At 38.1% G+C, this 19238-nt stretch carries 20 protein-coding genes; 4 read left to right on the top strand and 16 right to left on the bottom strand.

Annotated elements, in window-relative coordinates; translation table 11 throughout:
* Positions 1-85 precede the first annotated feature (85 nt).
* Complete coding sequence (locus ACFIQE_RS02505; protein ID WP_375620811.1) at positions 86-757, bottom strand: DUF421 domain-containing protein; 672 nt, start codon at positions 755-757, stop codon at positions 86-88.
* 49 nt (positions 758-806) lie between these two features.
* Entirely contained in the window at positions 807-2315 is a 1509-nt protein-coding gene (gene cysS, locus ACFIQE_RS02500) for a cysteine--tRNA ligase (RefSeq protein WP_375612941.1), read from the bottom strand.
* Positions 2316-2816: 501 nt separating this feature from the next.
* On the opposite strand from cysS, the gene ACFIQE_RS02495 reads away from it, so the two are divergent.
* Entirely contained in the window at positions 2817-3185 is a 369-nt protein-coding gene (locus ACFIQE_RS02495) for a TIGR02301 family protein (RefSeq protein WP_375673753.1), read from the top strand.
* A 418-nt stretch (positions 3186-3603) separates the two neighbouring features.
* Here the strand turns inward: ACFIQE_RS02495 and ACFIQE_RS02490 are convergent, their stop codons facing one another.
* Positions 3604-4932 (bottom strand): dihydroorotase, encoded by a 1329-nt coding sequence (locus tag ACFIQE_RS02490; protein ID WP_375629361.1) that lies wholly within the window; start codon positions 4930-4932, stop codon positions 3604-3606.
* 64 nt (positions 4933-4996) lie between these two features.
* On the opposite strand from ACFIQE_RS02490, the gene ACFIQE_RS02485 reads away from it, so the two are divergent.
* Positions 4997-5869, top strand: a complete 873-nt coding sequence (locus ACFIQE_RS02485) for a YgfZ/GcvT domain-containing protein (RefSeq protein WP_375620724.1) — start codon at positions 4997-4999, stop codon at positions 5867-5869.
* Positions 5862-6479 carry a YfbR-like 5'-deoxynucleotidase gene (locus ACFIQE_RS02480; protein WP_375707240.1) on the top strand — a complete coding sequence of 206 codons (618 nt, stop codon included), beginning with the start codon at positions 5862-5864 and terminating at the stop codon, positions 6477-6479. The genes ACFIQE_RS02485 and ACFIQE_RS02480 overlap by 8 nt, the downstream gene beginning before the upstream one ends.
* A 520-nt stretch (positions 6480-6999) precedes the next feature.
* Here the strand turns inward: ACFIQE_RS02480 and panB are convergent.
* The 11 genes from panB to rpoZ all read right to left on the bottom strand — a co-directional run bounded on the left by panB (position 7000) and on the right by rpoZ (position 16423).
* Entirely contained in the window at positions 7000-7815 is an 816-nt protein-coding gene (gene panB / locus ACFIQE_RS02475; RefSeq protein WP_375620722.1) for a 3-methyl-2-oxobutanoate hydroxymethyltransferase, read from the bottom strand.
* Positions 7812-8672, bottom strand: coding sequence for a pantoate--beta-alanine ligase (panC, locus tag ACFIQE_RS02470; RefSeq protein WP_375620721.1), 861 nt, complete (start codon positions 8670-8672; stop codon positions 7812-7814). The genes panB and panC overlap by 4 nt, the downstream gene beginning before the upstream one ends.
* A gap of 23 nt (positions 8673-8695) precedes the next feature.
* Positions 8696-9442, bottom strand: a complete 747-nt coding sequence (gene recO, locus ACFIQE_RS02465) for a DNA repair protein RecO (protein WP_375620720.1) — start codon at positions 9440-9442, stop codon at positions 8696-8698.
* A 25-nt stretch (positions 9443-9467) separates the two neighbouring features.
* Complete coding sequence (gene era / locus ACFIQE_RS02460; RefSeq protein WP_012754937.1) at positions 9468-10373, bottom strand: GTPase Era; 906 nt, start codon at positions 10371-10373, stop codon at positions 9468-9470.
* Positions 10366-11073: a ribonuclease III gene (rnc, locus tag ACFIQE_RS02455; protein ID WP_375612949.1), complete on the bottom strand. Its 708-nt coding sequence runs from the start codon at positions 11071-11073 to the stop codon at positions 10366-10368. The genes era and rnc overlap by 8 nt, the downstream gene beginning before the upstream one ends.
* Positions 11054-11866: a signal peptidase I gene (lepB, locus tag ACFIQE_RS02450; protein ID WP_375620718.1), complete on the bottom strand. Its 813-nt coding sequence runs from the start codon at positions 11864-11866 to the stop codon at positions 11054-11056. The genes rnc and lepB overlap by 20 nt, the downstream gene beginning before the upstream one ends.
* 79 nt (positions 11867-11945) lie before the next feature.
* Entirely contained in the window at positions 11946-12347 is a 402-nt protein-coding gene (gene acpS / locus ACFIQE_RS02445; protein WP_375620717.1) for a holo-ACP synthase, read from the bottom strand.
* 26 nt (positions 12348-12373) lie between these two features.
* On the bottom strand, positions 12374-12982 hold the full coding sequence (locus tag ACFIQE_RS02440) for a DUF2062 domain-containing protein (protein ID WP_375610146.1): 609 nt from the start codon (positions 12980-12982) through the stop codon (positions 12374-12376).
* A gap of 93 nt (positions 12983-13075) precedes the next feature.
* Positions 13076-13654 (bottom strand): orotate phosphoribosyltransferase, encoded by a 579-nt coding sequence (gene pyrE / locus ACFIQE_RS02435; protein ID WP_375620810.1) that lies wholly within the window; start codon positions 13652-13654, stop codon positions 13076-13078.
* A gap of 16 nt (positions 13655-13670) precedes the next feature.
* Entirely contained in the window at positions 13671-15896 is a 2226-nt protein-coding gene (locus tag ACFIQE_RS02430) for a RelA/SpoT family protein (protein ID WP_375645484.1), read from the bottom strand.
* A gap of 128 nt (positions 15897-16024) precedes the next feature.
* A complete protein-coding gene (rpoZ, locus tag ACFIQE_RS02425; RefSeq protein WP_273791104.1) occupies positions 16025-16423 on the bottom strand; it encodes a DNA-directed RNA polymerase subunit omega in 399 nt (132 codons plus the stop codon).
* 567 nt (positions 16424-16990) lie between these two features.
* Here rpoZ and ACFIQE_RS02420 point away from each other — a divergent pair.
* Positions 16991-17659, top strand: coding sequence for a uracil-DNA glycosylase (locus ACFIQE_RS02420; RefSeq protein WP_375620809.1), 669 nt, complete (start codon positions 16991-16993; stop codon positions 17657-17659).
* A gap of 48 nt (positions 17660-17707) precedes the next feature.
* On the opposite strand, the gene smpB is transcribed toward ACFIQE_RS02420, so the two are convergent.
* Positions 17708-18184 (bottom strand): SsrA-binding protein SmpB, encoded by a 477-nt coding sequence (gene smpB, locus ACFIQE_RS02415; protein ID WP_012231306.1) that lies wholly within the window; start codon positions 18182-18184, stop codon positions 17708-17710.
* A gap of 18 nt (positions 18185-18202) precedes the next feature.
* Complete coding sequence (gene dapA / locus ACFIQE_RS02410) at positions 18203-19087, bottom strand: 4-hydroxy-tetrahydrodipicolinate synthase (protein WP_375620715.1); 885 nt, start codon at positions 19085-19087, stop codon at positions 18203-18205.
* Positions 19088-19238: the final 151 nt, after the last annotated feature.

Genomic DNA, 19238 nt, shown 5'->3' with positions numbered 1-19238 from the left:
ACAGGCAAAATACCCTCTGTGGTTATTTATAGATTTATCTCTTCATTACGGCTTCCAATAAGCTATACCTACCCGTTTTTTGAAGTTAGACTGTTTTTGAAAAAGGAACAAGAAATAATCCACTATACAATTTATTATTTTGATCTGTATTTTCATACCACTCTGCTGCAAATAAATTTTCAACTTTTACATGTTTTTTTTTCAATTCTGCCTGAAGCCATTTTTTTGTTTTACCAATCTCTTTAAGTCCATCATCAATAACTTCACCATTTTCTATTAAAATCGTCGATTTCTTTCCCTCTTCCTTTTTAATGACAGTGCAATCACCATTGGTTTCCAAACGAACAAAAGCAGCTTCATGTAAGTGACACCCTTTAAGACGTAACATCGTAATGAGATCATTAATATTGATCCCTAAGTTCTTAATCTTATCCATTTGGAAAACTCCATCTAAAACTAATGTGACATTCCGCCCTGCAATAAGACGACGAAAAAAAACTGAATAGCGTGCAAAAAAATTAAAAGATGTAATCAAGGTTTGCCAGATGAATAAAACAAGCAATAATTGAAGGCTACTAATATTCTGATTATAAATAACGCCTCCAATAATACCTCCCATGACAAAATTACTGACCAAATCAACTGGTGTCATCTGACTAAGACTACCCCGCCCCGTCGTTCTTAAAATAAATAAGAAGGCAACAAGACCTACAGCTAGTTTAAGCGCGATATATCCATAATGATATAAAAATTCCATCATATTCTCCTTTTTTATGGAGCTGCTGGAATAGAGACATTAGTGCGCTTTAGTGTCGCTTTATTTCCCACACAGTTATGCGCTCACCACTCTGCGGATCCTTACTGTCTTTTAAAAGAACCCCCTCGGCTGCAAGCTCATCACGAATTGTATCCGCAGCTTCCCACTCTTTATTATGGATAAGTCTTAGTCTTTCGGCAATGCGCTGATCAATAAATTTTGTATCAAGGAAAGTTTTTCTCATAAATAATGGGCAATCTATTTCTTTAATCCATTCTTGTCTTAACAGTCCTAATAAATTCATCCCATTCAGAAGAGCCAAAGCATTTCCTTCTTTATAAAATTTTCGCAAAAGAGTCAGTGCTTTTGGAGTATTAAGATCATCACTAAGTGCATCTATCAAAGTATCATCAATTGCTTCATTGTTTTTCATCTCACTCTTTTTGCTGCGAAGCCATTCATACCAACGATACAGTTCGCTGCTCGATTGTATTAAACGCTGTGCTGTCCAATTTAATGGTTCACGATAATGCGTTTGCAACATCGAAAAACGCGCAGACAAACCAGCCCAATTTTGCTTCATTTCATCGGTTAAAATACCATTAAACTCCCCCAAATTATTCTCTAAAACAGAACGAATAGTTATGAAATTGCCAAAGCTTTTCGACATCTTTTTGCCTTCAACTTGTAAAAAACCATTATGCATCCAAAAATTAGCCATTCGCTCCGTCCCAAAAGCTGAACAACTTTGTGCAATCTCATTTTCATGATGAGGAAAAATTAAATCAATTCCACCACCATGGATATCAAAAACATTGGCGGTCGGATCATCACAGGTTAAACCACCGCCATAGGGCGCTAATAACTTTGCCATTGACATTGCAGAACATTCAATATGCCAACCTGGACGACCTAAAACAGGAATTCCGCCCGGTGATTTCCAACCTGGTTCTCCTTCCACAGAAGGCTTCCACAAAACAAAATCCATCTCTTCCCTTTTATAAGCAGCAACATCGATACGCGCCCCCGCCCTCATTTCATCTAAAGAACGATTTGCAAATGCCCCATAATGGGGAGGATTTTTTATGCTACTTACAGAAAATAATATATGATTTTCGGCTTCATAAGCGTGCCCCTTTTCAAGCAACCTTTCAATTAAAGAGCGCATCTCCTCTAAATGCTCAGTGGCGCGTGGCTGACTGGTTGGCAACAGACAACCAAGTGCTATGGTATCTTGTTGAAACTGAGAATATGTACGTTCTGTTAAGTGACGAATAGCCTCATTCAATGATACGTTTGGATATTCGCTAGCTGCTCGTGCATTAATTTTATCATCGACATCTGTGATATTACGTGCATATAGAACATGCTCATTGCCATAAACATGACGCAATAAGCGAAATAAAATATCAAAAACAATAACAGGACGTGCATTTCCTATATGCGCATAATCATAAATTGTCGGTCCACAAACATAAAGACGTACTCTTGTCGCATCTATTGGTGTAAATTTTTCTTTTTTACGTGTTAGCGTATTATAAAATCGCAACTCTTTCATTTATTGACTCCATGGACGATATTATGCACCGATCCTTTTAGATGTATCTTATCTCAAATCATTGTATTACGCGGTTTAAGCTAAAAACTTGTATCTTTTATAGTAAATTCTTCTTACCATTTTCCCATTGTATTTACGGCTGTATTCATCGTTTATCATAAAAACAATCTATTTTATTTGATTGGACAAAAGCGTTCTATCATTAGAGATGCTTTCTCTCTTTAAAAAAAATGAGCTTAGAAAAAAATCTATAGGCAATACAATATAAATCTATGTGAAAAATAGATAGCTTGCAGGCAGAAAATCTTAAATTTTTAACCACACAAAGCTTCGTCAGTATTTTCAATATTCCACAATGGTTTCCTTACTGCCTCTTACGCCCTATATTTTATAATCAATAATTGAGAATGATGTAGCAATTAACTTTATTTTTTTACACCGTTCTCATGACAAAATTATTTTATCTTTACAGAGTTTTATTCAAAGAAAGCAATAAAAATAATGCGTAATAGATTGATGAACATCATTATTTTAATATTTCTTGTCATTTCAATACCAGCCTTTGCACAACAATCTCCACCTTATGAAAAAAATTTACTCCGACTAGCAGAAATTTTGGGATCATTGCATTCTCTCCAAAATCTTTGCGAGCCTCCAACAAACCAATGGTATGACTATATGAATGCACTGATTGAAGCAGAACACCCCATTCCACAAAGACGTGCTTATTTTTATGAAGCGTTTAATGAAGCGTATCGTGCTTTCTCAGAAAATTATCATCATTGTACACAAGCAGCCATTGAAGCCAATCAAAGATACATTGAGGAAGGAAGAATTTTATCTGAAAACCTCCTCATGCATTATAAATAATTAATCTATACAAAAAGTATCTCTCTCAATTTTAGCGGTATCAATGATACTCCTTTCACAAATGCGGGGAGCAATAAACCAGCTCTGAAAATAGAGAGACGTTTAAAGAATAATGTCTCGATACGCTTTTATTCGTATGAGCGTCTTTTTCCCCATACAAAATCGCTCTTTGGCTTCCTCCCCACACCTCAAAGGACGAAGATTTTTAACTAAATTTGCTCTGTAAACAATCTAGGTTCTTGTTGAACAAGGTTCCTCTTGGCTTCTAACGCATGTAATTTGCTGCATAGTTTCTACAAACAAGCCTAAGAATATTCACCACGCATTAAAAAACACTTATGTATCAAAGAGGCTGACATACCCTATATCACCACTCTAAAGGATGGTATTTTACGGCATACTTATAATTTTAATCTGTTTACACCAAAGTTTCCATAAATTTAACAGGCTCTCCTTGTGAAGGTGTGACAATTTCACCTTCCCACATAACGCGCATACCACGGATAATAGTCCCAACAGGCCAACCTTTAACTTTTTGACCATCATAAGGTGTCCAACCGGCGCGAGAACCAATTAAGCTATTCGTAATAATTTCCTCTCGCTTAAGATCAACAATGGTTAAATCAGCATCAAACCCAACAGCAATGCGCCCTTTACAACTTATACCAAAAATACGACTAGGGCCATGTGAAGTGAGATCAACAAAACGTTCAAGAGATATTTTTCCTGCATTCACATGTGTCAACATAATTGCTGCTGTTGTTTGCACGCCTGTCATACCTGAAGGTGAAGAGGGATAAGGTTGAAGTTTTTCTTCAAGAGTATGAGGCGCATGATCTGAACCTAAGACATCAATAATTCCTTGTTGAACACCGTACCAAAGAGCGTCACGGTGGCGCGGCTCACGAATAGGCGGATTCATCTGAATTAATGTACCAAACTTCTTATAATCATCAGCCGTGAGCGTCAAATGATGTTGTGTCACTTCAATTGTTGCAACATCCTTATGTTTTTTTAGAAAATCAATTTCTTCTTCTGTCGAAAGATGTAACACATGAATCCGAGCCTTCGTCTCATGAGCAATTTTTACCAAACGCTGCGTACATTTTAATGCCGCAACTTCATCACGCCAAATCGGATGTGACGATGCATCCCCTTCAATACGCAATATTTTACGCTCTTTGAGCCTCGCCTCATCTTCAGAATGAAAAGCCGCACGACGGCGTGTATTCTTCAAAATAAGGCGTACACTTTCATCATCATCAACCAAAAGATCACCGGTAGAGGACCCCATAAAGACTTTAATTCCAGCCGCACCAGGAAGTCTTTCTAATTCAGATAGTTCATGAGCATTTTCACGCGTTCCTCCAACCCAAAATGCAAAATCACAATGCATTCGATGAAATGCGCGTTTAACCTTATCGCTTAATGTTTCTTCTGATGTTGTCAATGGATTGGTGTTAGGCATTTCAAAAACTGCCGTAACACCCCCTAACACAGCAGAATACGAGCCACTTTCCAAATCCTCTTTATATTCATTTCCTGGCTCACGAAAATGCACTTGGCTATCAATAATTCCTGGTAAAATATGAAGCCCCGTACAATCAATGACCTCACTAGCCGATGCACATGTAAGGTCGCCTATTTCAGCAATACGACCATTTGTAATACCAATATCACGCTTGCTTCTTCCATCATGATTCACAAGTGTTGCACCTTTAAAAATTGTATCAAATGTTTTAAACATAACCACGCTCCTTACATATTGCTCACTTATCGATTATGTAACTTTGAGCAGAAAGGCAAGAACCATGATTAAAAAACAAAATGCCATTTGCTTAAAAAACCGCGGGCTTATTCAAATTACAGGCGAAGAAGCAACAGATTTTCTACAATCCCTGATCACGACAGATGTAAAAAAAATCAGTCCACAGGAACTTTTCCCTGGAGCCCTTTTATCCCCACAAGGAAAGGTTCTTGCTGATTTTCTTATCGGAAAAAAAGAAGATGGTTACCTGATTGATATCAGGATGCCTTTAGCTGATACGCTCCATAAGCGTCTGTTGCTCTATAAGCTGCGCAAAAAAGTAGAAATTACACAACCATTTCAAGAGCTTGTTACAGTTTTTTTGAATAATGAATCAGATGCTTTAAATTTTGATTCAAGTTTTGTTGATAAACGCTTCCCACAACAAGAAAAAATAATACGAATCTATGGCAAAAAACCTTTTTTGACTTCAGAATATCATGACACATGGAATCAATTGCGTATCCGTTATGCAATTGCGGAAAGTGATCAAGACTATGAAATTGGCAAAGTCTTTCCTCATGATATTAATTACGATCAAATCAATGGACTTGCATTCAATAAAGGATGTTATATTGGACAAGAAATTGTTTCACGAATGCACCACCGCCGTGCAGTACGTCGCCGTATTTTTATTGTAAAAGGCCAGTGTAAATTAACCCCTCAATCTAACATTGAAGCAGGAACAAAAGTGCTTGGCTACTTGGGAACATGTATAGGAAATGAGGCTCTTGCTTTAATGCGTATTGACCACGTCAAAGATGCTATGGATTATAACATCCCCTTTACTGTAAAAAACATTCCTGTCACTATAAGCATTGCTGAAAATATGAATTTTACCTTTCCTGAAAATACTATAGAAAATACTCATGGCTAAAGCTGAATTATTAAAAAATGGAGAAGCCCGCGCTTGGCAAAGAATGCTCTCTGGAAGGCGACTTGATCTTCTCAACCCTTCTCCTTTTGATGTTGAAATTGAAGATATTGCCCATGGACTTTCTCGCGTGGCACGTTGGAACGGTCAAACACGAGGAGAGCATGCCTATTCTGTTGCGCAACATTCACTTTTGGTTGAACAAATATTTCAAAAACTTTTTCCACAATCGGAAAGCAACGAATGTCTTTATGCCCTTCTTCATGATGCTCCAGAATATGTCATCGGCGATATGATTTCCCCTTTTAAAGCTGTCATAGGAAAACAATATGAACGCGTTGAAAAGCACATCCAAGATGCTATCCACATGCGCTTTTCTCTTCCCGTTGATCTTTCTCAAAAACTTTTAAAAAAAATTAAACAAGCCGACCGTATCGCTGCCTATTATGAAGCGATTACGCTTGCTGGATTTAATACAGAAGAAGCCTTTCGCTATTTTGGCTCTCCCAATAATATTCTACCCGATGATCTTAATTTATCCCCCTATTCTACACAACACATTGAAAACGCATTTTTAACGCGCTTTAATGACTTGGATGCCCAAAGATTATAGACTCTTCGCATTGTTGATTCCTTGTCATTACAGAATCATCACACTGACTTATAATAATAATTCATTGTTTTTTCATTTTGAATGAGAGCTCCTAATATCGTAAGCTTCACTCATTTCAAATCTGTTTATATTGAATCAATCAAAATCATTCTCTTGCACACCACAAGCGGGTCTGGCGTGTGGGTAAAATTTTTTTAAAGAAAGAGTTAAAATGCTCCTTATGAACCATCTCAAGTGCTAAGCGCTGTCGCAGCATTGAAAATTGGCAAAGTGTGTGATGATACCGGCTTGCTCTCTTATGAAGCGTAAAGACGGGAGTACTCTATAAATTTTATAAACTTTATAAGGGACTTACCACTATACTATTCACGAACGCCGTCGCGAAATAGGTTGGGTACCTTAAGAAAGCTTTCTTTAAAAAAGCACAGTTCAAATTGCATACAAAATATATTAAATAATGCTCATTCATTATCAAAATAAAAAATGTTCTCTTGTCAAACCTTTCATCTTAAACTGAAGTTTATTTTAGTTTATAAACTTCATTATCCGCTGGGAAAGCGCGAGATGTGACATCCTCTGCATAATTCTTTATTGCAGTTTCCATCGCTTGTTCAAGGTCTCCATAACGGCGTACAAATTTTGGCACATGAGAACCATAGCCCAACATATCTTCCATAACCAATACTTGCCCATCACATTGATTGGACGCCCCTATACCGATCGTAGGGATAGAAAGCTTATCTGTCAGTTTCACCGCTAAAGGTTCAACCATTGCTTCTAAAACAACAGCAAAAGCACCTGCCTCTTCAATCGCTGCTCCATCTGCTTCAATTCTTTGCCAATCATTCTCCTTGCGTCCTTGTGTTTTAAAACCACCAAAACGATTCATTGCTTGGGGTGTAAGACCAATGTGCCCCATCACTGGAATGCCACGTTTACACAAAAAATCTATTGTTTGGGCTATATAAACGCCACCTTCAAGCTTAACTGCACCACACCCCGTTTGTGCAAGAATGCGCGATGCATTTAAAAAAGCTTGTTCTGGACTTTCCTCATAAGATCCAAAAGGCATATCAATAACAACAAGAGCTTTTTGAGATCCACGCACCACGGCTTTCCCGTGTAAAATCATCATATCTAAATTAACAGGAAGCGTTGTCTCAAACCCATACACAACCATCCCAACGCTATCACCAACCAAAAGGATATCGCAATATGGATCAGCAATCCGCGCAGTATAAGCTTGATAAGCTGTTAAAGAAACAATTGGCTGTTGTCCCTTTCGTGCACGTATTTCGGAAGATGTTATACGCTTTACGGTTTTATGTACACTCATTTTCCACCCTTCTCTTGCAATATATATTGATCAATCAGCCTTACCTCACCAAAGCGGACAGTAAGGAGTAAAACCGCCGGTTTATTCAATGTTCCTTTAACCACGCATAAAGTTTCCATATCCCGTAAATCTATCGCTTCAATGATTGCACGCGTTTCTTGTTGTAAAATATCACGAACAGTTTTGCATAATTTATCAACCGACCGTTCACCTTCATGATAAAGCTTTTCAGCAGCTTTTCCACTTTCAGGAATAATTTTGGCAGCTTTACGATCTTCTAATGTTAAAAGCTGATTGCGTGAAGAACAAGCTACACCATCTGACTCCCGTAGAATAGGAACTCCAACGATTTCAATAGGAAAAGCCAAATCTTCAACCATACGCCGAATAATTAAAATTTGTTGAAAATCTTTTTCCCCAAAAAAAGCCTTATCTGCTTGGACAATGTTAAAAAGTTTAGCAACAACGCTTGTTACACCACAAAAGTGCCCCGGACGTAATTTTCCCATCAAAATACGTGATAATTTTTTCACTTGCACAATTGTATCATTTCCTAGTGGCCACATTTCATCGACAGAAGGAGCAAAAACACATTCAACACCTGCTTCTTTTAACAAAGCACAATCGCCTTTCAAATCTCTTGGATATTGAGAAAAATCTTCATGAGGTCCAAATTGCTTTGGATTGACAAAAATAGAAACCACTACGCGATCACACATTGCTCTTGCATACTGTACTAATGCAAGATGACCATCATGCAATGCCCCCATTGTTGGAACAAAACCAATCGAAAAACCTAAACGTCGTTCCTCTGAAGTATATTGGCGAACTTCAGCAATTGTCTTTAAAATTCTCATTTTCCCATTCAATTATCATCAGATCAACAAATTAATGCCTGTACACCAAATTGGCGCTCAAACAATTGTATCAAATTCATGCGCACTGACGGCTGCTTTATATCTCGTGGCTCCCAGACATGACGCATAAGAAAAAAACCCGTCAGTATAAAACCATTTATTATATCACTAAAATCAGCAGGACGAGTCGTTCTTTGTACAAGAAACTGTGGTAGAATGAGAAGCTTTTTTTTCCAAGGTTCTCCTGCTTCTTCACAGACAGCCCGACCAGATTTTGGTGATACGTAATGAAGCCTTTCCTGACGACCTGTTGCAGCACAACAAGATAAATCAAGACCAAAACCAAGTTCTTCAAGAAGCAGCATTTCAAAACGTACAAGCAATTCTGCATTTACAAATGGTTCATCAAAATTCTGCATAAAAAGGTGTAAAATATCATATAAAATGGGGTGCGGATCACGTTCGGGAAGAAGCCGCAAATGAAAAGCTATCAATTGCAAAGCATAAAGTGCTTCTGGTAGACAGATTAATCGTGCCGCATGTAAATCAAGAGCTTCAAGCCGAAAAAGTCCCAAATGTTCGTCTAAACGAGCCCACCATTCAGCCTCCACAAAATTTCCAGGTTGAAGAAGAGCTGCCATACGACGCGACCGCCCCCCTTTTACCACTCCCATATAACGACCATGTTCACGTGTCATAATCTCAAGAATAACACTTGTTTCACCATATTGGCGTGTACCAAGAATAACGGCTTGTTCTTTCCACTTCATTTTACTTTAATTATTTTTAAAAATCTTATTTTAAAAAATCCAATCCCATTTCGCGATAACGTTCTGGATCAGTATCCCAATTATCGCGCACTTTCACAAAGAGAAAAAGATGAACCTTTTGATCCATAATTTCCATGAGTTCTTTACGTGCTGCTTGACCAATCGCTTTAATTGTATCGCCTTTTGCTCCTAAGACAATTTTTTTCTGACTCTCACGCTCGACATAAATAACTTGATTAATTTTAACGGAACCATCTGAACGCTCTTCCCAGTTTTCTGTTTCAACCGTTGAGGAATAAGGAAGTTCATCATGAAGACGAAGAAAAAGTTTTTCACGCGTAATTTCAGCAGCAAGATGACGCATAGGCATATCAGAAATTTGATCTTCCGGATAATACCATGGCCCTTCCTGCATCATGTTACTCAACGCATGAAGTAAATCCTTGCAACCAGAACCGTTTAGAGCAGAAATCATAAATGTTTGCGCAAACTTTACACGTTCATTTATTTTAGTGGTTAACGCTAGAAGAGATGATTTAACAACTGTATCAACCTTATTAAGAACAAGAACTTTTTCTTGTTTCATATTGTTTACAATATCTAACATCATATCAACTTCATCCGAAAGACCACTTTGAGCGTCAATTAAAACGAGTAGAACATCAGCGCTCTTAGCCCCTCCCCAAGCAGCAGAGACCATGGCTCGTTCTAAGCGCTTATGGGGACGAAAAACACCCGGTGTATCGACCAACACAATTTGCACATCATCATGAATGACAATACCGCGGATTAAAGTTCGTGTTGTTTGTACCTTATGTGTTACAATTGAAACCTTTGTTCCAACCAATTGATTAACCAATGTGGATTTACCGGCATTAGGCATCCCAATAAGCACAACAAACCCAGAACGCGTTTTCATAACGTCACTCATGATCATTTTTTCCTACTGTTTTCCATACACCCTCTCGTCGCAAAATTTTTTCAGCTGCCATTCTTTCAGCATATCTTTTGGAGCTTCCCTGCCCAATCTCTGAAGCAAACCCAGAAATACTGACCTCTACCATAAAAACAGGATCGTGATCTGGACCTGAACGTTTTATAACCTGATAATGTGGTTGTGCATTGCCTTGGATATGCGCCCATTCCTGTAATTCTGTCTTGGCATCACGTCGACCAGCATCCATTTTCTTTGCCCGACTTTGCCAATATTTTTGAATAAAAGGGCGAACGCTTTCCAATCCTCCATCGAGATATATTACTGCAATCAAAGCTTCCACGACATCTGCATGCATGTTGATAAGTCGACGTCCCTCAAAATTTTTCATCTCAAAACCAACACGGATCATATCAGGAAGCCTCATTTCACGCGCAATATCAGCACATGTCTGTGCATTGACCAGATGATTTAAACGAACTGATAATTCACCTTCACTTGCCTGAGGAAAAAGTTGATACAGCATCTCTGCAATCAAAAGCCCTAAAACCCGATCCCCTAGAAACTCTAGTCGTTCATAATTCCCCTGTTCCGAATCTTGTACACTCGAGTGTGTTAATGCCTTCTTTAACCTCTCTTCATCTTTAAAACGATGCCCCGTCAGCTTGAAAAGCTGATCAATCATGAGACGTTTCATCGTTGCTTCCTTGCTTGATAAGCGGCAAATCATGAACCGTATTTATGAAAGAAAACAAACGTTTCCAACGCACATCAAATGGCCAGCGCCAAATCTGCCAAGCACTTGAACCATTACTGATAGAAAAGAAAATCACGCTCGCGCGACCAATAAGATTTTCTTCTGGAACATAGCCTACATCTAAACGACTATCATCTGAATTGTCGCGGTTATCTCCCATCATAAAGTAATGTCCTTGAGGAACTTCAAAGACTTCTGTATCATCAACTTTCGGGATGAAAGCTAAATCAAGTGTATCATAACTGACACCGTTAGGCATTGTCTCGCGATAAACCTCAACAGGATAGTTAACCTCTGTTATATCAGAATTATCAATCTCCCCCATAAAGTGACGTGAAACAGCCTCATCATTAATATAAAGGACACTTTGACGGACTTGTATACGATCACCTGGTAGCCCAACAACGCGTTTTATATAATCAATCTTCGGATTACTTGGTAAGCGAAAAACGACCACATCTCCACGTTGAGGTTGAGATGCCCAAATCCGTCCAGAAAAAAGAGGAGGAGAAAAAGGGATGGAAAAACGAGAATACCCATATGCATACTTAGAAACAAACAGATAATCTCCCACCAACAAAGTAGGACGCATTGAACCGGAAGGAATACTAAACGGCTGGAAAAAAAGTGTCCGAATAAACGCTGCTAAAAGCAAAGCCTGTATTAAAACAGAAATAAATTCACGAAGCCCACCTTTTTTTTCTTTTTTATGCACTTTATCTTTTTGGATCATCACCAACTGCCTTCTCATCACAGATATAATTTTTTTCATCATAATATTCAAATAACAAAAGCACAATCTCTCATGCCATCTATCCACGTGGAAGTGCTTCGATAATAATAAATGCCTGCGCCCAAGGAAAATCATCTGTTATACTAAGATGAATAACTGCATCATGATGAGGAGGTAATAACTTTTGAAGTTGTATTTGCGCACGATTTGTTAATTGCATTATTGGTTTACCAGACGGCAAATTAACTACCCCCATGTCTTTCCAATTGATACCACAAGCGATTCCCGTTCCTAAGGCTTTAGCACATGCTTCTTTAGCAGCAAATCTTTTTGCATAAGAAGAGGAGCTTTTTTTGAGATTTTCAGATCTATTTCTTTCAATATCCGTAAAAATACGTTCGATAAAATGCTCACCATAACGAACCAACATTTTCTCAATACGTCGTATATCAACCAGATCATTTCCAAGACCAATAATCATAAGATATTACCCGATCTTTCTTAAATTCATTTCTGTTTTAATACAGGCGATGAGCGCTTCTTTAAACGCCTTTTTTTTATAATCTTTTGGTATCGCTTTTGTTTAAAACGAACCGTTGCTCTGTAAACACCTATATAAGATAAACCACCAAAAACAATACCTAAAAGAGTTCCCCCTAAAATCATAGGACTCATAATTGTGTCCCATGCGCCTTTAAAGAGGAGAGAGAGATTTGACAATGTCAAACCATTAAATAGAGCACGAATTTGCGAAAGAGAAATCTCTTTGACATCGCTAAAAAGTGATAAACAAAAATACCCTACTTTATAATCAGCCATGACAATCAATAAAAATGTGAGTGGATTAGAAAAAATTGTCCCAATGATTGCGGCAGCAAAGTTTGCACGCAAAAGCCAAGAAAAAAATATTGCCAAAATAATATGCAGCCCAAAGAAAGGTGAACAAGCTAAAAAAACGCCAACAGCAACCCCTAATGCTACTTCATGCGGTGTTGCTGATATACGCAAAATACGTTTATGTATGTAGCAAAATGAGCGAGAAAATGAACGACGTGGCCATAACCAAAGTCGAATACGCGTTACAAAATCTATTGGTTCTCGACGACGAAAAAGCATATGACTCTCAATATACATCTTTTGATGATGAAATAATCTATATCATCCAAATTAATCTTTTTAAGCTTTTGCACAAAAAAAATATAACGACAATTAAATATTTCGACTGCCTGGTTTAATCGCGGGAAGAACAGAAAGCTCTGCAGGAAGTGCATCACTAGCATAAGAGGTTATCTCGTATTCAGCAAGCGCAATCAATGGAACTCCAACATTGACCTTACCACCAGAACGATCAAGGATACATGCACTAGCCAATACCTCTGCTCCTGCTGCAACAAGCGCTTCAACAGTCTCACGAATGGAAAGACCCGTTGTTACAATATCTTCAACAATAACAATCCGTGCCCCCTTCTTGATTTCAAAACGACGCAATTCAAAGATGCCATTTACACGCTCTACCCAAAGAGAAGGAACACCAAGGTGACGTGAAGTTTCATAGGAAGGAATAAGACCGCCAATTGCGGGACCAACAACATAGTCAATTTTTCCCTCGATAGATTTTTTGATTTTTTCAGCCAATCCACGACATAACTTTTCCGTCAAGTCAGCATGCATGAATACTTTCGCTTTTTGCATATAAGTCGCACTATGGCGCCCCGATGTTAAAATAAAATGCCCTTCTAGAATAGCATCTGCTTGTTTAAAAATATCAATGACATCTTGTGTCTTCATTGCAAAATCTTTCTTTTTATCCATGAACCCGCCGTACTGTACTTACTGAACCTGCCTTTTTTAACTGAGAAAAAATACGATTCAAATGTTTTAAATCCCACACTTCCAAATCAATCATAATTTCTGTAAAATCTGGTGCTGTACGGATAAAAGATAAATTTTGGATATTGGCATCGTTAGCAGAAATTATTTGTGTAATTTCAGCCAGAGAACCTGGACTATTTACAACTAAAATATCCATCCGTGCAGGAAAACGTTCATTCATTTGGGCATCAATATCCCAGCGGACATCAATCCATCGTTCTGGCTGATCATCATACGCCATCAAAGCTGAAGACTGTATTGGATAAATAACGATCCCAGCTCCTGGCTGCATAATACCAACAATCCGATCTCCAGGTACTGCTCCTTCCGGTGAAAAACGTACGGGTATATCTCCACGGGTTCCTCTAATAGGCAATGCTTTAGATTGATGATTCTCGACCATTGCATTCTTTTCATTTTCTGGAACTTTAAAAATCATACCTTGAGCATTTTCAATATTAAACCAACCTTCTTCCCCAGGCTTAAAAGATGACTTTTGTACCACACGGTGATCTTGATAATCAGGATAAACCGCTTTAATCACATCAGCGGAAAACAGCTCTCCACGCCCAACAGCAGCCAATACATCCTCTACATCTTTACGTGCTAAACGTGGCAAAACTTTCTTCAAAAGGTCTTTTGAAAATTGCTTTCCCATATATTCAAATGAACGCTCGAGAATACGATATCCTAAACCCGAATATTGTTTACGTACCGCTGCACGACTTGCTCGTCGAATAGCTGAACGTGCTTTACCCGTGACAACAAGAAATTCCCATGCTGCTGGCGGAATTTGAGCGTGTGAGCGAATAATATCAACCTCATCACCATTTTTTAATTTGGTCATTAAAGGCATAATACGACCATTGATTTTTACACCAACACAAGAATCACCGATGTCTGTATGGACGGCATAAGCAAAATCAATAGGCGTAGCTCCTTTAGGAAAAGCAATTAATCGACCTTTCGGCGTAAAACAAAAAACTTGGTCTTGAAAAAGCTCAAGTTTTGTATGTTCTAAAAACTCTTCTGGATTATCTCCATCAGACAAAGATTGTATCGTTTGACGCAACCATGCATAGGCATTCGTTTCACTTGATAACTTCACAGTCGAATAATTGGAACCGTGCTCTTTATATATGGAATGAGCAGCAACCCCATATTCAGCAACTTCATCCATAGCAGCCGTTCTAATTTGCAACTCAACACGTTGTCTTGAAGGACCAACAATTGTTGTATGAATAGAACGATAATCATTTTGCTTTGGTATAGAGATATAATCTTTAAAACGACCAGGAACCATTGGCCATGTCGTATGAATGACACCAAGAGCACGATAACAATCATTCACGGACTCAACAATCACACGAAATCCAAAAATATCCGATAATTGTTCAAAAGATAATGCTTTACTTTCCATTTTGCGAAAAACTGAATAAGATTTTTTCTGACGGCTTTTAACATCTGCTTTAATGCCATTTTCCAAAAAAAGTTTTGTCAATTCATTTTCAATTGTGGAAAGCAAATCACGGTTGTGTTTCAATAATTCAGAAAGTCGATTGGTAATCGTACGATAACCTTCTGGATTTAAATAAAAGAAAGAGAGATCCTCTAATTCCTCACGCATATCCTGCATACCCATACGACCTGCAAGTGGCGCATAGATATCCATCGTCTCTTCAGCAATTCGCCGACGTTTATCATCACGCATAACACCAAGGGTACGCATATTATGAAGACGATCAGCAAGTTTGACTAAAAGAACACGAACATCATCAGAAATAGCAATAAGAAGTTTACGAAGATTTTCTGCTTGTACGGCTTTCTTTGATACAAGATCAAGCTTATTAAGCTTTGTAAGCCCTTCAACCAACTTCCCAATTTCAGAACCAAAAAGCTGATCAATTTCTGCTCGTGTAGCGCTTGTATCTTCAATTGTATCATGCAAAAGAGCAACAGCAATCGTTGCCTCGTCCAACCGCATATCTGTCAAAATAGCAGCAACTTCTAAAGGATGAGAAAAATAAAGATCACCTGATGCACGCTTTTGATGTGCATGCTTTTTCATTGCATAATCATAGGCCCTGTTTAAAAGAGCCTCATCTACGTCAGACTTGTAACGTTGAACACGTCCAACAAGCTCACACTGACGCATCATACGAGCATATCCTTTATCTTTTCACACCTCTAATCTTTATTGAACATGTCCTATCAATAAAAGACAAGAAAAATAATTGCTCCTTACATGACAAGGTATCTTTACTCCTGTAACATAAATTGCTGCAATTAATAATCGTCACTTTTTTCTGGAACAACCAAACCTTCAATACCCGCTAAAAGCTCTTCTTCTGACATATGATCAAATGAAGTACCTTCTTCTTGCGACGACGTATTAAAAACACTTTCAGCTTCACCTGAATGGGTAATAAATTCACTTGCCATTTCTGGCTCATCTACTTCCACATGCTTTTGCAACGAATGAATAAGGTCTTCCTTTAAATCAGCAGGCGACAATGTTTCTTCTGCTATTTCACGCAAAGCAACAACTGGATTTTTATCATTATCACGATCAACCGTAATCTGCGCTCCTTGTGAAATCTGACGCGCCCGATGACCTGCTAAAAGTACCAATTCAAAGCGGTTGTCAACTTTATCAATACAATCTTCTACCGTTACGCGGGCCATTTATGCCTCTTTCTCAAATAAAAAAATTTAATAGCGGATAAAGGAGTATATACAATAATCAAAATAAAACACAAGAAAAACAACACAAACTTTTATATTTTTTGATTAAAGAACTTATTTAAAAAAATTCTTGGAAAATTTAAAAATGTATAACCTATTCATGCTCGTTATCAAAATTTCTTTTAAAAGCATTCCAATAGATTGACTTCAAACAAAGGGAGGTCTTTCTTGACAAAAGACTTGTCTGGAGTCCTTATCCTTTTAAAAGGAATACCTGCTGTTTAAACCCTTTGCAATAACAGCAGTCTTATACATACTTTTTATGATAATATCTTTATCTAAAGAGAAAACTTTTTTCTTTGAACATCATGTGTATCGCACTCTTATTCATCGAATAAATTACTGAAAGATGACCTCTCTTTACACAATAATGAGCAATAAGTTTATATTAAACTTTCTTCTAAAAAAGTTTATTTATATTCATTATAGATTGTTTATCAAAACATAACCCGTCATATACGCTATATAAAGACTCACAAAATAGAAAAACGATTGATGCCTAACACCATGAATAGCCAATTAACATCACTGTGCCCAGAACCACCCCAAAATTGCAATTTATGTCCGAGGCTTCATCAATTTATCGCTGGCTGGCGTGTAAAAGAACCAAGTTGGTATAACGCACCGGTGCGCCCATTCTTTCCTTATAAAGGGCCAGATACAACACGCCTTCTTATTGTTGGGCTTGCTCCTGGATTACGCGGAGCAAATCGAACTGGACGTCCATTTACTGGTGATTATGCTGGGCACTTACTTTATTCAACTTTAAAAAAGTTTGGTTTTGCCCAAGGAACCTTTGAAGAAAGAGCAGACGATACTCTTGAACTTATTGATGCAGCAATTGTTAACTCTGTTCGTTGTGTTCCACCAGAAAATAAACCCACCGGTGCAGAAATTAACACGTGCCGCTATTTCTTCTCACCTCTTTTAACAAATCTTCCCAAACTTAAAGCCGTTATTACCTTAGGCACCATTGCGCACCATTCAACGATACGTGCCCTTAATGCAAAAGTTTTAGCTCACCCTTTTGGACACGGCGAAATCAATAACATCGGCAGATTACGCATCTTTTCGAGCTATCACTGTTCTCGTTATAATACAAATACTGGACGTTTGACAGACGCCATGTTTCATCAAATCTTTCAAGCAGCAAAAACATACTTAGATCAATGCTAAAACTGTTTTAAACAGCGCTATGAATAAAGAATATCTAGATCGCATCCATTAGCCATACCTTTTTAAAAGTCTTGCTTTCTCACGTCCCCAATCACGTTTTTTTTCCGTTTCGCGCTTATCATGAAGCTTTTTCCCCCGCGCTAGAGCGATCTCCAACTTAACGCGCCCTCGTTCATTAAAATAAAGTTTGAGAGGAACAAGTGTCATTCCTTCACGAGACGTTGCATTAAAAAAACGTGCCATCTCACGTTTTGAAAGTAATAATTTGCGCAAACGTCGTGGTTCATGATTAAAACGATTAGCCTGCGTATATTCAGGAATATAGCTGTTTACTAACCACAATTCCCCATTCTCAAAACTCGCATAGCTTTCAGCAATATTGGCATGATTAGAACGTAAGGACTTCACTTCCGCTCCCTGAAGGACAAGACCAGCCTCGAGATTATTAAGGATTTCAAAATTAAAACGTGCTTTACGATTGTCAGCAATTATTTTCCGTACGGGCGCGTTCTTTTTTTTATTCATGGCTTTGTCAATATCATTTTATGCTTTTAAAAGACCAGCATGACTGAGGGCTGCATCAATAATCTTCTTTGTTCTTTCTGTTAATGGAACAATAGGAGAACGCACAGTATCACCACAAAATCCTAATTTTGCAGCAGCATATTTAATACCTGCTGGACTAGGTTCAATAAACACAGCACGATTAAGAGGCATCAAGCGATCATTTAATTCTCGTGCTGTTTTATAATCACCACGAAAACAAGCTGCTTGAAGTTCTGCACAAAGCTTCGGAGCAACATTGGAGGAAACTGAAATACACCCCATACCTCCATGTGCATTAAAACCTAACGCCGTACAATCATCACCGGAAAGCTGCACAAAATCTTTTCCACACTTTTCACTTTGTTCACTAACGCGCTCAATTCTGCTCGTTGCATCCTTAACACCAATGATATTGTTAAAATCTTGATAAAGGTCTTTCATCGTTTCTACAGCCATATCGATAATAGAACGACCAGGAATATTATAAATTATAATCGGAATAGAAACAGCTTTGGCAATGGAAGAAAAATGCTTATATAAGCCAGATTGATTTGGTCTATTATAATAGGGAGTGACAACCAAAACTGCATCTGCGCCAGCTTTTTGCGCGTATTGTGCAAGCTCTACAGCCTCGCTTGTGCTATTTGATCCCGCTCCAGCAACAACAGGAACACGCTTTGCAACCTGCTCAACACACAATTCTATAATCCGCTTATGTTCTTCATGACTTAACGTTGCTGATTCACCTGTTGTCCCAACAGGGCTTACACCGTTAATCCCTTGTGTGATCTGCCATTCAACAAAATCACAAAACGCCTTCTCATCAATTGCGCCCTTGTTATCAAACGGTGTGATAAGCGCAGTTATAGCTCCCTTGAGCATGACAAACTCCCTATAATGTTTGCTTTTATTTTTTTAATAATCGCCTTTTATAAATTTTAAATAGAGCATAATCTTGCTCTATCATTGAAGCAAGATGAATTTCAAAAAAAGCCCCCATAAGATGAAAATGTCCCTCCTTAAATGTTGAACA

This window comes from Bartonella sp. AA1HLJMS (assembly GCF_042197445.1).
GTDB lineage: Bacteria > Pseudomonadota > Alphaproteobacteria > Rhizobiales > Rhizobiaceae > Bartonella.
Note: the sequence above shows the minus strand (reverse complement) of the source record. Positions and strands in the feature narration are given on the sequence as shown.

Coding starts and splice junctions, on each gene's coding strand:
- ACFIQE_RS02420 (WP_375620809.1), top strand. CDS start 16,991: ATGAATAGCCAATTAACATCACTGTGCCCAGAACCACCCCAAAATTGC.
- panB (WP_375620722.1), bottom strand. CDS start 7,815: ATGAGTGTACATAAAACCGTAAAGCGTATAACATCTTCCGAAATACGT.
- ACFIQE_RS02440 (WP_375610146.1), bottom strand. CDS start 12,982: ATGCTTTTTCGTCGTCGAGAACCAATAGATTTTGTAACGCGTATTCGA.
- dapA (WP_375620715.1), bottom strand. CDS start 19,087: ATGCTCAAGGGAGCTATAACTGCGCTTATCACACCGTTTGATAACAAG.
- ACFIQE_RS02490 (WP_375629361.1), bottom strand. CDS start 4,932: ATGTTTAAAACATTTGATACAATTTTTAAAGGTGCAACACTTGTGAAT.
- smpB (WP_012231306.1), bottom strand. CDS start 18,184: ATGAATAAAAAAAAGAACGCGCCCGTACGGAAAATAATTGCTGACAAT.
- ACFIQE_RS02480 (WP_375707240.1), top strand. CDS start 5,862: ATGGCTAAAGCTGAATTATTAAAAAATGGAGAAGCCCGCGCTTGGCAA.
- recO (WP_375620720.1), bottom strand. CDS start 9,442: ATGAAGTGGAAAGAACAAGCCGTTATTCTTGGTACACGCCAATATGGT.
- ACFIQE_RS02495 (WP_375673753.1), top strand. CDS start 2,817: ATGCGTAATAGATTGATGAACATCATTATTTTAATATTTCTTGTCATT.
- acpS (WP_375620717.1), bottom strand. CDS start 12,347: ATGATTATTGGTCTTGGAAATGATCTGGTTGATATACGACGTATTGAG.
- rpoZ (WP_273791104.1), bottom strand. CDS start 16,423: ATGGCCCGCGTAACGGTAGAAGATTGTATTGATAAAGTTGACAACCGC.
- cysS (WP_375612941.1), bottom strand. CDS start 2,315: ATGAAAGAGTTGCGATTTTATAATACGCTAACACGTAAAAAAGAAAAA.
- panC (WP_375620721.1), bottom strand. CDS start 8,672: ATGAGAATTTTAAAGACAATTGCTGAAGTTCGCCAATATACTTCAGAG.
- ACFIQE_RS02430 (WP_375645484.1), bottom strand. CDS start 15,896: ATGATGCGTCAGTGTGAGCTTGTTGGACGTGTTCAACGTTACAAGTCT.
- lepB (WP_375620718.1), bottom strand. CDS start 11,866: ATGATCCAAAAAGATAAAGTGCATAAAAAAGAAAAAAAAGGTGGGCTT.
- era (WP_012754937.1), bottom strand. CDS start 10,373: ATGAGTGACGTTATGAAAACGCGTTCTGGGTTTGTTGTGCTTATTGGG.
- ACFIQE_RS02505 (WP_375620811.1), bottom strand. CDS start 757: ATGGAATTTTTATATCATTATGGATATATCGCGCTTAAACTAGCTGTA.
- pyrE (WP_375620810.1), bottom strand. CDS start 13,654: ATGAAGACACAAGATGTCATTGATATTTTTAAACAAGCAGATGCTATT.
- rnc (WP_375612949.1), bottom strand. CDS start 11,073: ATGAAACGTCTCATGATTGATCAGCTTTTCAAGCTGACGGGGCATCGT.
- ACFIQE_RS02485 (WP_375620724.1), top strand. CDS start 4,997: ATGATTAAAAAACAAAATGCCATTTGCTTAAAAAACCGCGGGCTTATT.